This is a genomic window from Paenibacillus sp. FSL H3-0333 (genome assembly GCF_038002805.1).
GTDB classification, from domain to species: domain Bacteria; phylum Bacillota; class Bacilli; order Paenibacillales; family Paenibacillaceae; genus Paenibacillus_AQ; species Paenibacillus_AQ silagei.
On sequence record NZ_JBBODG010000001.1, the window covers coordinates 6,218,180 to 6,231,519 of the forward strand.

Annotated in this window: 13 protein-coding genes, 1 pseudogene and 1 riboswitch; of the genes and pseudogenes, 3 read left to right on the top strand and 11 right to left on the bottom strand. The window is 55.6% G+C overall.

Annotation, left to right across the window (positions count from 1 at the left end; genetic code table 11):
- Positions 1–2: 2 nt before the first annotated feature.
- The 7 genes and pseudogenes from cobK to MHH78_RS27465 form a co-directional block, all read right to left on the bottom strand.
- Positions 3–797 carry a precorrin-6A reductase gene (cobK, locus tag MHH78_RS27440; RefSeq protein WP_341169506.1) on the bottom strand — a complete coding sequence of 265 codons (795 nt, stop codon included), beginning with the start codon at positions 795–797 and terminating at the stop codon, positions 3–5.
- Positions 794–1,954, bottom strand: a complete 1,161-nt coding sequence (locus tag MHH78_RS33990) for a sirohydrochlorin chelatase (protein WP_445668107.1) — start codon at positions 1,952–1,954, stop codon at positions 794–796. The genes cobK and MHH78_RS33990 overlap by 4 nt, the downstream gene beginning before the upstream one ends.
- Positions 1,931–3,574, bottom strand: a pseudogene (gene cobJ / locus MHH78_RS33995) (precorrin-3B C(17)-methyltransferase); the annotation flags it as partial. The pseudogene cobJ and the gene MHH78_RS33990, both read right to left, overlap by 24 nt.
- 14 nt (positions 3,575–3,588) lie before the next feature.
- The gene (locus MHH78_RS27450; protein ID WP_076079753.1) at positions 3,589–4,449 is read right to left on the bottom strand and encodes an energy-coupling factor ABC transporter ATP-binding protein; all 861 of its coding nucleotides are present in this window, start codon (positions 4,447–4,449) and stop codon (positions 3,589–3,591) included.
- Between the two features lie 12 nt (positions 4,450–4,461).
- On the bottom strand, positions 4,462–5,250 hold the full coding sequence (gene cbiQ / locus MHH78_RS27455; protein WP_341169508.1) for a cobalt ECF transporter T component CbiQ: 789 nt from the start codon (positions 5,248–5,250) through the stop codon (positions 4,462–4,464).
- Positions 5,247–5,540 carry an energy-coupling factor ABC transporter substrate-binding protein gene (locus tag MHH78_RS27460; protein WP_036722466.1) on the bottom strand — a complete coding sequence of 98 codons (294 nt, stop codon included), beginning with the start codon at positions 5,538–5,540 and terminating at the stop codon, positions 5,247–5,249. The genes cbiQ and MHH78_RS27460 overlap by 4 nt, the downstream gene beginning before the upstream one ends.
- A complete protein-coding gene (locus MHH78_RS27465) occupies positions 5,540–6,304 on the bottom strand; it encodes an energy-coupling factor ABC transporter permease (RefSeq protein ID WP_036722468.1) in 765 nt (254 codons plus the stop codon). The genes MHH78_RS27460 and MHH78_RS27465 overlap by 1 nt, the downstream gene beginning before the upstream one ends.
- A 288-nt stretch (positions 6,305–6,592) precedes the next feature.
- A riboswitch (cobalamin riboswitch) is annotated at positions 6,593–6,786 on the bottom strand.
- Between the two features lie 139 nt (positions 6,787–6,925).
- Here MHH78_RS27465 and MHH78_RS27470 point away from each other — a divergent pair.
- On the top strand, positions 6,926–7,858 hold the full coding sequence (locus tag MHH78_RS27470; protein ID WP_341169509.1) for an ArsR/SmtB family transcription factor: 933 nt from the start codon (positions 6,926–6,928) through the stop codon (positions 7,856–7,858).
- Positions 7,859–8,237: 379 nt separating this feature from the next.
- Here the strand turns inward: MHH78_RS27470 and MHH78_RS27475 are convergent, their stop codons facing one another.
- From MHH78_RS27475 to MHH78_RS27485, 3 genes are all read right to left on the bottom strand, one after another.
- Entirely contained in the window at positions 8,238–8,759 is a 522-nt protein-coding gene (locus MHH78_RS27475) for a hypothetical protein (RefSeq protein WP_341169510.1), read from the bottom strand.
- 233 nt (positions 8,760–8,992) lie between these two features.
- Positions 8,993–9,268: a DUF6171 family protein gene (locus MHH78_RS27480; protein ID WP_036722478.1), complete on the bottom strand. Its 276-nt coding sequence runs from the start codon at positions 9,266–9,268 to the stop codon at positions 8,993–8,995.
- A gap of 12 nt (positions 9,269–9,280) precedes the next feature.
- Positions 9,281–10,774 (bottom strand): alpha-N-arabinofuranosidase, encoded by a 1,494-nt coding sequence (locus MHH78_RS27485; protein WP_339254966.1) that lies wholly within the window; start codon positions 10,772–10,774, stop codon positions 9,281–9,283.
- Positions 10,775–10,959: 185 nt separating this feature from the next.
- On the opposite strand from MHH78_RS27485, the gene MHH78_RS27490 reads away from it, so the two are divergent.
- Both MHH78_RS27490 and MHH78_RS27495 read left to right on the top strand, forming a co-directional pair.
- Entirely contained in the window at positions 10,960–11,376 is a 417-nt protein-coding gene (locus MHH78_RS27490; protein ID WP_339313285.1) for a peptide deformylase, read from the top strand.
- Positions 11,373–12,350, top strand: a complete 978-nt coding sequence (locus MHH78_RS27495) for a hypothetical protein (RefSeq protein WP_341169511.1) — start codon at positions 11,373–11,375, stop codon at positions 12,348–12,350. The genes MHH78_RS27490 and MHH78_RS27495 overlap by 4 nt, the downstream gene beginning before the upstream one ends.
- 43 nt (positions 12,351–12,393) lie before the next feature.
- Here MHH78_RS27495 and MHH78_RS27500 read toward each other — a convergent pair whose 3' ends face one another.
- Entirely contained in the window at positions 12,394–13,335 is a 942-nt protein-coding gene (locus MHH78_RS27500) for a 5'-3' exonuclease (protein ID WP_051477787.1), read from the bottom strand.
- Between the last annotated feature and the right edge of the window lie 5 nt (positions 13,336–13,340).

The window sequence follows — 13,340 nt, forward strand, 5'->3', positions numbered from 1 at the left end:
ATTCATCCCTCTTCCCTCGTCATTAGCAGCGCATTCTTCACAGCAGCCGTAATCTCGTCAAAAGAATCAAACACCGTTCCGCCATCCCCGAAGGACAGCCCCGGCCGCATAATCAAAATCACATATAACCCCATATCCAGCGCGGCATGCAGCTTCTCATCCACCGAGCCCTCGGCCCCGCTCTCCTTGGTAATCATCACCCGGGTGCCGTACTGCCGGTATAAGGCCTCATTCATCTCTCTGCTAAAAGGGCCCTGAAGCGCAATAATATTCCGCTGCTCAATCCCAAGGGTCAGACACTTCTCCAGATTCTCCAGACAAGGCAGCAGCCTTACGGTCAGCCGGATATCCGGATCTCCCAGCAGCTCCTCCGCAAAAATCTCCAGCGTTTTGCCGCCGGTAGTCAGCATCACAGAGCCCTTCAGCTCCTTAGCCTTGCGCGCAGCCTCTTCATAGGAATGCACTAGCAACAGCCGGGGATGGCTGTTATAGATAAGGCTCTGCCGCTCGTAGCGGAAGTAAGGCAACCCCAGCGCAGCAGCAGCTTCCATTGCATTAGCATGGGCCTCCAGCGCAAAAGGATGGCTGCCGTCCACCACGGCACGGTACCCGCCCGCTTGCAGCAAAGCGATCATCGCCGCGCGGTCCAGTCTGCCGACGCGGGTGCGGATGCCTGCGGCCATAAGGCGTTCTGCCCCGCTGGGCGTCACCACGCTGGCCTGCAGCGGCAGGCCTTGGCGCAGGAGGCTCTGTGCCAGCTCGCGGGCATCGCTGGTGCCGCATAACATGAAGATCATCGCGGCTGACGAAGCGCCTGATCGTCTGCCGGAGCCGCCGCCTCCGTTACATCATGCTGCCCATGGCAGTGATGCTCATGCGCGTGATGCGTGTGCCCATGTTCATCATGCCTGTGATGCGCACACTCGTGATGCCCATGCTTCCCATGACAGTGATGCCCATGCCCGTGATGTCCATGCCCATGCTCCCCGTGCTCCTCCTCACCATGATGGTGATGATGGTGATGGTGCAAAGAGGCTGCATCGCGGTATTTGCAGTTATCACAGTTGCTGAAGGCACGCCCTTCCAGCGTCTCCTCGATCCGCTCTGTCAGCATATCCGCCAGCAGCGGATGTGCACCCAGTGTGCCGCCGATCTCCACTTCAAGCCCGGGATGCTCAGCTGCGAATTGCGCCACTCTCTCTGCGAACTGCTGCATTAGCACTCCGGTGAACAACAGGTACGGGAGAACAATAATTCTGCGCGCACCCAGCGCCAGACAGCGCTCAAGCCCGTCCGGCAGCGACGGCTTGGCGATGGCAATGAAGCAGCTTTCCACGCTGCGGTAGCCTGTTCTCTCCCAGAGCAGCCGGCTTATTTTATACAGATCGCTGTTGGCATCCGGGTCACTGCCCCCGCGTCCCATCAGCAGCACGATAGTATCCTTATCCTCTATCGTAGATGCACCGTTCCCGCGCAGGTCCAGGTCCATTCCGCCAGCCACCTTCACCTGCAGGAGTGGAACTCGTTCTGCTTCCTGAATCCGCTCCAGCAGAATATCGACGGCACGGTCCTGCACCCCCAGCGGACGCCCGTAGATGAACTTCACCCCGGGATATCTCTGCTTGGCTTCATCAATGGCCATTGGAATATCGAGCTTGGAATGCCCCGCCGCGAACAAAATAATCGGCACTACGTATATCTCCGCCGCACCGCCCTCAATGCATCTGGCAATTCCGCCAGCGATGGAAGGCGAGGCCAGCTCTATGAAGCAAGTCTCAACCTTCAGCTCCGGCTTACGGGCTGCGAGCAGGCGGGTGAATTCCAGCAGCTCCTCATTTCCCGCTTGAACCCGGCTCCCGTGTCCCACCAGTAATACCGTTCTCATCGTCTGCACTCCTTCTTTGCTGTTATCGTTATCGGATGTATGGGCTGCACTCCCTGTTGCGCTGTCCATCCGTTCCCGGAACGCATGATACCGCTCCTGCTCCCGGCCATGAGCCCTGTAGTCCTCAACTGCGGCAGCTACAGCGGCTACCGCTTGCTCTTCGTCCATCCCTTCACGCACCAAAATCCCTGCATGGGCACCCCGCCCGGCCTTCTTGCCGCCGAGATACAACTCATAGCTGCCGCGCGACATTACCAGTCCGATATCATCCAGCACAGCGGAGCTGCAAGCCATCCCGCAGCCGGCTACACTGATGTGCAGCTCTCTGGGCACAGCCATTCCATGCAGCAGGGTGTGGAGCCGGACAGCAGCACTTAACGCTCCGCTTCTGCGCAGCTCACAGAATCCGCAGGTCTTCACCTTCACGTAATCTCCAGGTGTACTTACATTCAGTCCGGCCTCCAGCAGCCTTGCTCCTGCCTCTGCCTCTTCATTCCGGCTGCCGCGCAGCAGGAAATATCCGTCCTTCGTATAGATCAATTGCCCATCGCTGCCTGCAAGCTCAGCCAGCAGCTTCATCTGATCGCCGCTGAAGCTGCGGCTGCCGGTTACGGGAGCAATCCCCAGCTCGAAGGAAGAATCGGTTGATGCCTTCAGGCGACCGGACAAGCTCCGCAGCCGCTCCACCTGCGGAGCAGCAGCCAGGCTCTGCGCAGCAGCCTCTTCCATTCTCACTGATTCCGCTTCTCTTCCTGATACAGCAGCTTCCCTTCCTGCAACAGCGGCTTCTCTCCCCGCATCCACAGCTTGTGCCGCTCCAGCTCCAGCTGCCCCCTCTGCCTGCCCGGACTCCGCCGCAGCCAGCGACCACGGCTCTGCGGCTGTGCGCAGCCGCTCGTGCGGCTTCAGCGTCTGCGTCTGTGCCCCGAGACTGTACTTGCGCTCATATCCGCGCGGCGTAATCATAAGATCCTCATAGACAACGGTAGCAGAGTTGCCGACCACTACGGTTGAGAGCATGCCGATCTCATGCTCCAGCATCTCCTGCAGCGTCGTTATGACCGTCTGCTGGCGGTCACGATAGGCGCTTTTGACAATGCCTACCGGGGTAGCCGGATCACGGTAACGGAGCAGAATGCCCCGCGCTTCTTCAATCTGGCGCGTCCGTCTGCCGCTGCGCGGATTATAGAACGCAATGACGAAATCTGCCGCCCCCGCTGCTTCCACGCGCGCAGCAATGCTCTCCCAGGGCGTAAGATGATCGCTCAGGCTGATCGTGCAGGAATCATGCATAATCGGCGCTCCAAGCAGCGAGGAACAGGACTGGATCGCCGAGATTCCCGGGATCACCTCCACCTGTACCCCCTCTGAGCGGTTCCAGCCGCGTTCGATCAGCACCTCGTAGACCAGCCCGGCCATTCCGTAGACACCGGCATCGCCGCTGGAGATTACCGCAATTGTCTGCCCTTCTTCTGCTCTGCGGACGGCCTCCTGGGCCCGGCTGACCTCCTCGGTCATTCCCGTGCCGACAATCTCCTGATGCCGCAGCAGCGGTCTGATCAGATCTACATAAGTGGTATAGCCGATGACCGCCTCACTCTCATCCAGCGCAGCCAGTGCGCGGCCGGTAATATGCTCCAGCGCTCCGGGGCCGAAGCCGATAATCAGCAGCTTTCCTTGTTTCTTCATTCTTCTTCCCCCGTTCATGAATAGCTGTGGTTAAGCGCAAGCAGCTTATACAGCTTCACCTTGAATTCTCCGGCGGTGCGGGGAGCGCTCTGCCCTGCGGTCAAGCTGGCAGGCAGGCTGAACCATAAGTCAGCCAGCAGCGGCAGTCCCAGCCCGATGGACAATAGCTCTTCCCGTCCCGCAAAAATCTCCTCCGGCGTCCCCGCCGCCCGGCATCTTCCATGCTCCAGCACAATAATCCAGTCCGCCCAGCGGTAGGCCAGGTCCATATCATGCGTAGCCATAACTACGGTTGTCCCTTTATCATGTATGGCTTCAAGCCCCTTCAGCATCTGCGTTTCCGATAACGGGTCCAGATACGAGGTTGGCTCATCCAATAGAATCAGCTCCGGCTCCATAGCCAGTACACCGGCGAGTGCCGTGCGTTTCTTCTGGCCCAGACTAAGCTGGTGAATCGGTTTATCGCCCAGACCGGATAGATTCAGCAGCTCCATGACCTCCCGGCAGCGCGCAGCGATAGCCGGTTCAGCCATGCCGCTGCCGCGCAGCCCGAACGACACATCCTCCAGCGGAGTGCTGAGGATCAGCTGCTGCTCGGGGTCCTGGAAGACCAGGCCCACTTTCCGCCGCAGAGCGGCCAGCTCTTTTTTGGAGTAGGATAACGCCTTCCCTCCTTGCACAACCGTCCCCTGCTGCGGGCGCAGAATGCCGACGGCATGCAGGAACAGCGTCGATTTGCCCGAACCGTTATGACCGAGCACCGCCGTCTTGCTGCCTGCGGGGATGGAGAACGTCAGTTCATGCAGGGCAGGCTCCTTCGTATCCGGGTAATGGAACACCACTCCGTCACAAGCCAAGCTAGATTCCTGATCCATGGGTGACTCCTTTCATGTGTTAGTGATAAAGTACGCCTTAGCCAGCAGCAGTAGCGCAATACCGGCATAAGCCTGGATTGTATAGCGCCGCGGCACAGGACGCGCCGTATAAGGCGGGAGAATAATCTCATCTGTGAATCCGCGGGCCAGCAGCCCCTGCGATAATCCGTAATACCGGTGCATCGTGTTGCCGAACAACGCTCCTGCCATAGCCGCAGTCTCCCGCATTCTGGCCTTGTAGCCCCGGCGGCCTCCGCGCAGCCTGCGGGCCAGTAGCAGACCATGCGCTGCATCACTCAGCAGGAATAAGAAGCGGTACATAATCAGCATCAGCTCCAGGACAATCTGCGGCATCCGCAGCCTGCGCAGCACCTGCAAAAGCTCACTGAACGGAGTCGTAAACATCAGGAAGAAGAAACAGCTCATGCAGGCAGAGATTCTGGCCAGCAGCTCCCCTGCCCGCTGAAGTCCCGCTGCTGTGACATATACCGGCAGGTTCAGTCCCGGAAGCGGGAATATCCCTGCCTCTCCCGCAGCCGGATGCCCGAATTCCACGAGCAGCGCCGGTACGCTAAGCGCATAGAACAGCAGCGCTGTGCCGAACAGCATGCCATAAGCACGCAAGGGAATTCGGGCCTGCAATATACACCAGGACATCATCCATAGGGTAATTGCAGCCTGTAGTACCGGATGTACGGTGTAAGAGAGCAGGAACATCAGGGCTGCGAACGAGCTTTTCCACATCGGGGACAACTGGCGCAGAGCATTATTGTAGGAGAGAACGTCAATCCGCCGGATCACTTGCTGCTATGCTGCTTCGTCCCGCCTTGCTTGCCCTTGAGCAGCCCCAGGGTATAACCGATTACACCGGCACCAATCGCGGCCTGCAATGCAAACAGCATACTCTCCGTCTCACCCGGCAGCTCGGTCAGCGGCTTGAACCACGGCTTATAGTCAGGATTCATTTCGGTAATCACACCTTCAGCCGCATCATCGGCCCCGCCGAATTCCCCATTAACCAGCAGCAGCGGCAGAATGACCAGCAGAATAACAACCAGCAGCATCAACCCATTTTTCCATTTATTGCTCATTAGGCTCTTCCTCCGTTCACCTTGCGTTTCAGAAGCGACAATTCATTCGGGCTATACGATTTCAGCCAGTTCCAGAGCAGTACCGTCAACAGCCCTTCACTGATGGCCAGCGGGATTTGCGTCACGGCAAAGATGCCCCCGAATTTGAGAAAAGATGCCAGCACGCCGCCATCCGCCGCCGGAAAAGCCACCGCCAGTTGGAAGGAAGTCACTACGTACGTACTCAGATCAGCCACCGCAGCCGCACAGAACAAGGCCAGCTTCTCGCGGTCCGGCATTTTCATCATCAGCTTATACACTGCATAGCCGGCAAAAGGACCCGCCACCGCCATCGAGAACGCATTGGCCCCGAGCGTAGTAATCCCCCCGTGCGCCAGCAGCAGCGCTTGAAACAGCAGGACAATCGAGCCGATTACGCTCATGGGCAGCGGCCCCAGCATTACCGCACCTAGTCCGGTACCGGTGGGGTGGGAGCTGCTTCCGGTCACGGAAGGCATTTTGAGCGCAGACAGTACGAAGGTAAACGCCCCGGCCAGACCCAGCAGCAGCTTCAGCTCCGGATTCTCCCGGGTCATGGCTCTCAGCTTGAAGATTCCAAGGACAAAGAACGGGATAAACGCCGCCCACCAGAACACCGCCCAGCCAACCGGCAGGAATCCTTCCATAATGTGCATCGCCCGGGCCGTCCCCGGTTCGTTCAGCATAAAGTACACCGTAAATCCGGCAACCAGTGCCGCAAAGCTCCACCATCTGTGCTTTTTCATTTGTCACCCTCCATGTTTGTTGATTTCCCATTACAGATCATAAAGCCCAAAAAACCCACCCTAAAGGGTGGGAGTGTATGTACGCAGGCAAGTTCGATAGAGCGCGCAGCCGCTGCCAAGCGAAACAAGGTGCTTCTCATCGTCCCATCACTATGGGCCGTGTCCCCTTGTATCCCGCAGCTGTAAGCCGGGTGTCATCTCTAAGATTCCAAGATTCCTCCGGTCCATCAGGGCAGAACGCCTCTTCTCATTAACCTATCCGTACACCGCTCCTATCCGCGTAGAGTCGTGGTGTGCGTCGACAAGGTAGGTCTCCTGGCTTGGAATACAGGCGCCGCAGACTTCGTCTTCCCCGGGGCATCCCGAGTGACCTCATGAAGTGCAGCTCTTCCATACAGTGGCGGGACCGCTCGGGAGTTGCACCCGATTCCCTGTTATCCCTTGCCGCTTCCGGCAAGAGCACCTTGTTTCATCGCTAATTCATCTCACATCATAGCGGACAGAGATTAGCCTGTCTGTGATATAAATTGGAAAAGCTGGCCTGCAGCCAATCATAGCTTGTAGAAATTTTATTTGAGTAATATAATTATTAACTATATAACCTGAACGTGGAGGCATCCGATGAAACTTGATCTAACCGAACAATCCCTGCCCGTGTACGAGGCCCTGTCCAGTACCGTGCGCCTGCATATGCTGCGGCTGCTGTCCGATAAGCCCATGAACGTGAAGGAGCTGGCCGCAGCCCTCAAGCTCAGCAGTGCGATTATGACCATGCATGTGCGCAAGCTCGAAGCCGCCGGGCTGATCCGCAGCCATATGGCTCCCGGCAAAAGCGGCCTGCAGAAGATCTGTACACTGGCCGCCGACGGGGCTGAGATTGTTTTTCCGGGACAGGCCCGGACTCCGCGCAGAGGGTACCGCAAGGACATCCCTGTAGGCCATTATTCCGACTTCCAGATCGAGCCTACCTGCGGACTGTCTACGACGGAGAGGGTCATCGGGCACTTTGACGATCCCCGTTATTTCTGGGACCAGGAGCGGGTGAACGCCGGGATTCTCTGGTTCGGCAAGGGGTTCGTCGAGTATAAAATCCCGAATTTTCTGCTGTCGAGCCAGCAGCCGGAGGAGCTTGCCATCACGATGGAGATCGCCTCCGAAGCCCCGTCCGTCAACAACAACTGGCCGTCGGATATTACCTTCACACTGAACGGACAATCGCTCGGCTTCTGGACCAGCCCCGGTGACTACGGAGATAATCCGGGAAAATACACCCCGGCCTGGTGGCCTGCACTCACCAATCAATACGGCCTGCTCAAGCAGCTGCGGATTACGCAGACGGGCACTTTCATGGATGGGCAAAAGCTGTCGGAGGTCACCCTGGATCAGGTAGGCATCCGCAACAAACAATGGACCTTCCGGCTCTCTGTCGAGGAGGATGCCGAGCACATCGGCGGCCTCACCCTGTTCGGTAAAGGCTTCGGCAATTACAACGAGGATCTGGTGTTTGAGTTGTTTTATACAGATGGTGTGGCAGATTTGCCAGGTTCTTTATAGAAGACTGCTTAGTGGGTGTGTAGAAGGTAGGTAGGTAGTGGAGATAGATTAGTTAGACTAATTAGGTTAGTTTTCGTTTCAGCTACTTTTAGAGCTAATACTCCTCATTTCTGCTTAACGCCCACTTTCGGCCGAATCAGGTGCATTAGTGCTCCTCATTTCCGCTCAAGGCTCACTTTTGGCCGATTCAGGTGCACTAGTGCTCTTCATTTCTGCTCAACGCTCACTTTCAGCAAATTCAGGGGCATTAGTGCTCTTCATTTCCGCTCAATGCTCACTTTCAGCAAATTCAGGGGCACTAATGCCCCTCGCAACATCCATCCACCTTCTAACCGCACTAATGAGATTTATCCCTCTCTTTTCCTCCTCCAGCCCACTTTCACGCCGCATTAGAGGGATTTATACCTCTCATTTCCTCCTCCAGCCCACTTCCCGCCGCATTAGAGGGATTTATCCCTCTCTTTTCCTCATCCAGCCCACTTTCCGCCGCATTAGAGGGATTTATACCTCTCATTTCCTCCTCCAGCCCACTTCCCGCCGCATTAGAGGGATTTATCCCTCTCTTTTCCTCCTCCAGCCCACTTTCCGCCGCATTAGAAGGATTTATCCCTCTCTTTTCCTCACCCAGCCCACTTTCCGCCGCATCAGTGGGATTTATACATCTCATTTCCTCATCCAGCCCACTTCCCGCCGCATTAGAGGGATTTATCCCTCTCATTTCCTCCTCCAGCCCACTTTCCACCGCATATGAGAGATTTATACCTCTCATTTCCTCCTCCAGCCCACTTCCCGCCGCATTAGAGGGATTTATCCCTCTCTTTTCCTCACCCAGCCCACTTCCCGCCGTATTAGAGGGATTTATACATCTCTTTTCCTCCTCCAGCCCACTTTCACGCCGCATTAGAGGGATTTATACCTCTCATTTCCTCCTCCAGCCCACTTTCCACCGCATTAGAGGGATTTATACATCTCATTTCCTCTTCCTCCCCCTCACCTCCACAACACAAAAAAAAGCCCCTCCAACTGCCGCATTGTGCAGGTTGGAGGGGCTATCGGTGATCGATCCGTCTCTTATGGCAAGAGCGGCTTCTAGCCTATCTTTTCGCCTGACCCCTAGCCGTTAGGCGTGGGCCGTCATTCCGCCACTGGCTGCCACTTTCCGCCGCCCGGCAGCGGACAGCTGCGGGCCTTCAACCGGGCTACGACGGGAATGATACAGCCGCAGGCGGTACAGGTCACGCCATCCTGCAGCTTGGGGCAAGCCCCGCAAAGCGCAAGCCGCTCGGCATAGACCTCGTCTGAAGCGGTATTGCCGGGGTTGAACATGGAGGACGCCAGAATGCGGGCAATCTGTGCTTCCGTGACCTTGTACTCCTCCCGGCATCCTTTGCAGGCTGAAGTGGTTGTCATGCAGTTCTCTCCTTAGGCTTGTGGAGTGATGGCCAGTACCGTTACCGACATTGGCGGCAGCTCTACAGTCAGCGTATCCCCTTCAAGCTTGAAGGCGCTGAATGCCTGCGGTGTTACAGCTTCCGGCTGCTCAAAGCTATTGTGGGCATCGATGGAAGCTCCGGCCAGCGTTGTTCCGCTTACGGATGCTTGACCAGCCAATCCGCGCAGGGCAAGCGGCAACACTGCCGATGATGCGTGATTCAGGTTACACAGGCTGACATGAATGATGCCCTCAGCATTGACTGAAGCCGAAGCCGATACTTCAGGAATCTCTACGCCTTCATAGCTGTATACCGGGCTGTCCACAGTCAACTCCAGCAATTCTGCATCCTGATGCACCTTGTACATGTTGAATACATGGTAAGTAGGAGTCAGGAGCATTTTCTCGCCTTCGGTCAGAATAACAGCCTGCAGCACGTTCACGGTCTGGGCAATGTTCGCCATCCGTACACGGTCACTGTGCTTGTGGAAAATATTCAGCGTCAAGCCGGCCACCAGCGCATCGCGGATCGTATTCTGCTGGTAGAGGAAGCCCGGGTTCGTACCCGGCTCAACATCATACCAGGTGCCCCACTCGTCAACGATCAGGCCGACTCTTTTCTCAGGATCGTATTTGTCCATGATGGCAATATGGCGGGTAACCAGCTCATCCATGAATAGCGCCTTCTTCAACGTTGTGAAGTATTCGTCTGTTCCGAAGCCTGTAGCCGCGCCCTTATGATTCCAGTCCGAATTAGGCAGGGTGTAATAGTGCAGGGTAATTGAATCCATGAAGCGGGTAGCTTCACGCATCAGCACTTCCGTCCAGTTATAATCATCCGCATTCGCCCCGCAGGCGATCCGGTGGATCTTGTTGTCTCCATAGTTACGTACATACGTCTGATATTGGCGGTACAGATCAGCATAGAACTCAGGACGCATGTTGCCGCCGCAGCCCCAGTTCTCGTTGCCCACGCCGAAATACTTGACACTCCAGGCATCTTCCTGGCCGTTCTTCTGACGCAGCTCAGCCATTGGCGAGACTCCGTTGAAGGTCAGATATTCCACCCACTCGGACATCTCCTGAACTGTTCCGCTACCTACGTTACCGTTGATGTACGGCTCGCAGCCCAGCATCTCGCAGAGGAGCATGAATTCATGCGTACCGAAATGGTTGTTCTCTACCGCGCCGCCCCAGTGTGTGTTGATCATCCGCTTGCGCTCTTCGCTCGGGCCGATACCGTCCTTCCAGTGGTATTCATCGGCGAAGCAGCCGCCCGGCCAGCGCAATACCGGAATTTTCATTTCTTTAAGCGCTTCCACTACGTCGTTGCGGATACCCTTGGTGTTCGGAATAGGGGAATCTTCGCCCACCCAGATGCCTTCATAGATACAGCGTCCAAGATGCTCAGCGAAATGTCCGTAGATGTTGCGGTCAATCTTACCTTTGCGGATGTCGGTGTTCAGTACAATGCGTTCTGCCATGGGAAGTTAACGCTCCTCTTTAAGTTAATATATTTGTTAATCATTTAATACTTATATTAACATTATAATCAAGCTTCCTCTAGTTCGTCAATCTTTATCTTAAGCAGCACCTCTCGCATTCCCGCATTTCACTTCCCCGCCAAAAATGATATTATGGACACACAAATACAGCATAATTGGAGAGTATGATGATTAGACCTATCAATAAAGATATATCGCTTCTTAGCCAGAAATCTGCGCCGGCCACGGAAAAGGATCTGCCCGTGTTAATGGATCTTGTGGAGACCCTGAACGCTAACTCCGACCGGTGCGTCGGCATGGCTGCGGACATGATTGGCGTCAACAAACGCATCATTGCCATCCGCGTGGAGCAGCAATTAACCCTTTCGATGATCAATCCGGTGATCGTCAAGCGTGCCCGTCCTTATGACACCGAGGAAGGCTGCCTGTCGCTCGAAGGCGTACGTCCTGCGAAACGATACGACTATATTGAGGTAGAGTACCTCGATTATAATTTTAAAAAGCACCGGGATAGCTTTACCGGATTTACGGCGCAGGTTATCCAGCATGAGGTGGATCACTGCGAGGGTATTGTCATTTGAGCCGGGACCTGAGAGCGATAACCTTCAGCAAGACGGCCGCCGAGCAAATTCTGAGGAATGAGACCGATACCCGTACGCTTTTGTCAGAATATCCGGAGTACAAGGAAGAAGTGCTGCTTGAGATCAATGCCCTATCGAGCCAAAAGCGCGCCAACCTGATCCATAATCTGCTCGCCAGCTATACCAGCAGCGCCAAAATAGCGAAGAACAAAATTGTCAAAAGCGGCTTTAATCAAACCACTATCAACGCTTTTCTTCCTAATATTATTAAAGCCCGCTTTGCCATTTATCTGATCGAACAGCTGCAATTAGCGGTGTCCGCCGAATCAGCCTCCGGGCCTGTCCGGTTCAATCTCTGGGACGGTTATATTCTGCAGAAGCTCCTGTTCAAGGAAAAGCTTGTACGCAAGCCCGTATCACTCCCCCTGTTCCGGGTATGCTGGAAGCTGATTATCCGCCCCAAAATGCTGATGCCGCTTGTCAATAAACAAGGGATCTACTGCTTCTATTCCCGTTCGTTAATCAAGCGCCTGTCGGCTCTAATCGGGGATAAGGAGTGCCTGGAGATCGGCGCGGGTGACGGTACCTTGACGAGATTCCTTAACGATAACGGCACGCCCTGCCGGGCAACCGATGATTATAGCTGGGCGCATTATATCACCTACCCGGATTTTGTGGAAAAAGCCGATGCCAAAGCCGCCCTGAGCAAATACGCTCCTAAGGTTGTGCTTTGTTCCTGGCCGGTGCCCGGCAACCCGTACGAGAAGCATGTTTTTAATACGGATTCTGTGGAGCTGTATATTGTAATCGGCACAAGAGATATGGCGATCACCGGTGACTTCGACGCGTATGATAAGGCTAAGCATTTCAGCATGGAGCTGAATGAGGAATTATCCCGCCTGCTTGTGCCGCCCTCTGAGGATAATGCGGTTTATCTCTTCACACGCAAACAAGACAGTACACACTCACGATAGGTGAGTATCTACTGTCTTGTTTGGTTTGCTGTCTATTCCGGCCTCAGCCCAGATCCCCCAGCTCAATCTGCACGATCCCCCGGTCATCCCGCACCTCGGCGATTCCGCCGATCAGATGCATCAGGCTGCCGAACTCCAGCTCCTGGAACTTGCGTGCCGCCGTATCCCGCTGCAGCTCCCAGAGACATTCGGCCAGCTCGCAGACTACAGGCACATCACAGCGGATCTCCGCCAGCTCGCGAGAGAGATGCAGCATGTCGAGATCCGCTTCAATCTTGGCACGTACGCCCTTGGGCAGCAGATGCAGGTTCTCAATGACCCCTTCTACCGTGCCGTATTCGGTCAGCAGCTTGGTGGCCGTCTTCTCGCCTATGCCCTTCACTCCAGGATAATTATCGCTGGTGTCGCCCATGAAGCCCTTAAGGTCGATCACCTGCGCAGGAGTGAGGCCCCGTTCTGCCAAAAGCTCAGCCGGATCATACACTTTATAGTTAGAGCGGCCTTTTTTCATAATCACGACCTTGACGCTGTCATTCACCAACTGGAGCATGTCGTGATCCCCCGTCAGAATATAGACCTCCGACTCCCCGCTGTAGCACGAAGCCAGTGTACCGATGCAGTCATCTGCCTCGTATCCGACCAGCCCGATATTCGGCACGCCCAGCTCTGCCACAACCTCCTTCACGAGGTCGAACTGCGGGATCAGCTCCAGCGGCGCGTCAATCCGGTTCGATTTGTAGCCTTCGTACTTCTCCGAACGGAACGTGCCCTTGCCCATATCCCAGCAGCAGACCACATGTGAAGGCTCAAACGTACTTACCGCATCGAAAAAATACTGCAAAAATCCATACACCGCATTCGTCGGCAGTCCGGCGCGGGTCTTGCGGATATATCCACCATAAGAGGTAGCATAAAAAGCGCGGAACAGCAGAGCCATTCCATCGACAATCATGACCCGGCCCTTCATTTCTGTTGCTGTGCTCATGTGTA

Bases quoted from the DNA above. Each gene is read 5' to 3' on its own strand.
- MHH78_RS33990 (WP_445668107.1), bottom strand. From the start codon at position 1,954: ATGGACAGCGCAACAGGGAGTGCAGCCCATACATCCGATAACGATAAC.
- MHH78_RS27460 (WP_036722466.1), bottom strand. From the start codon at position 5,540: ATGAGCAATAAATGGAAAAATGGGTTGATGCTGCTGGTTGTTATTCTG.
- MHH78_RS27480 (WP_036722478.1), bottom strand. From the start codon at position 9,268: ATGACAACCACTTCAGCCTGCAAAGGATGCCGGGAGGAGTACAAGGTC.
- MHH78_RS27475 (WP_341169510.1), bottom strand. From the start codon at position 8,759: ATGCGGCGTGAAAGTGGGCTGGAGGAGGAAAAGAGATGTATAAATCCC.
- MHH78_RS27470 (WP_341169509.1), top strand. From the start codon at position 6,926: ATGAAACTTGATCTAACCGAACAATCCCTGCCCGTGTACGAGGCCCTG.
- MHH78_RS27450 (WP_076079753.1), bottom strand. From the start codon at position 4,449: ATGGATCAGGAATCTAGCTTGGCTTGTGACGGAGTGGTGTTCCATTAC.
- MHH78_RS27465 (WP_036722468.1), bottom strand. From the start codon at position 6,304: ATGAAAAAGCACAGATGGTGGAGCTTTGCGGCACTGGTTGCCGGATTT.
- MHH78_RS27485 (WP_339254966.1), bottom strand. From the start codon at position 10,774: ATGGCAGAACGCATTGTACTGAACACCGACATCCGCAAAGGTAAGATT.
- cobK (WP_341169506.1), bottom strand. From the start codon at position 797: ATGATCTTCATGTTATGCGGCACCAGCGATGCCCGCGAGCTGGCACAG.
- MHH78_RS27500 (WP_051477787.1), bottom strand. From the start codon at position 13,335: ATGAGCACAGCAACAGAAATGAAGGGCCGGGTCATGATTGTCGATGGA.
- MHH78_RS27490 (WP_339313285.1), top strand. From the start codon at position 10,960: ATGATGATTAGACCTATCAATAAAGATATATCGCTTCTTAGCCAGAAA.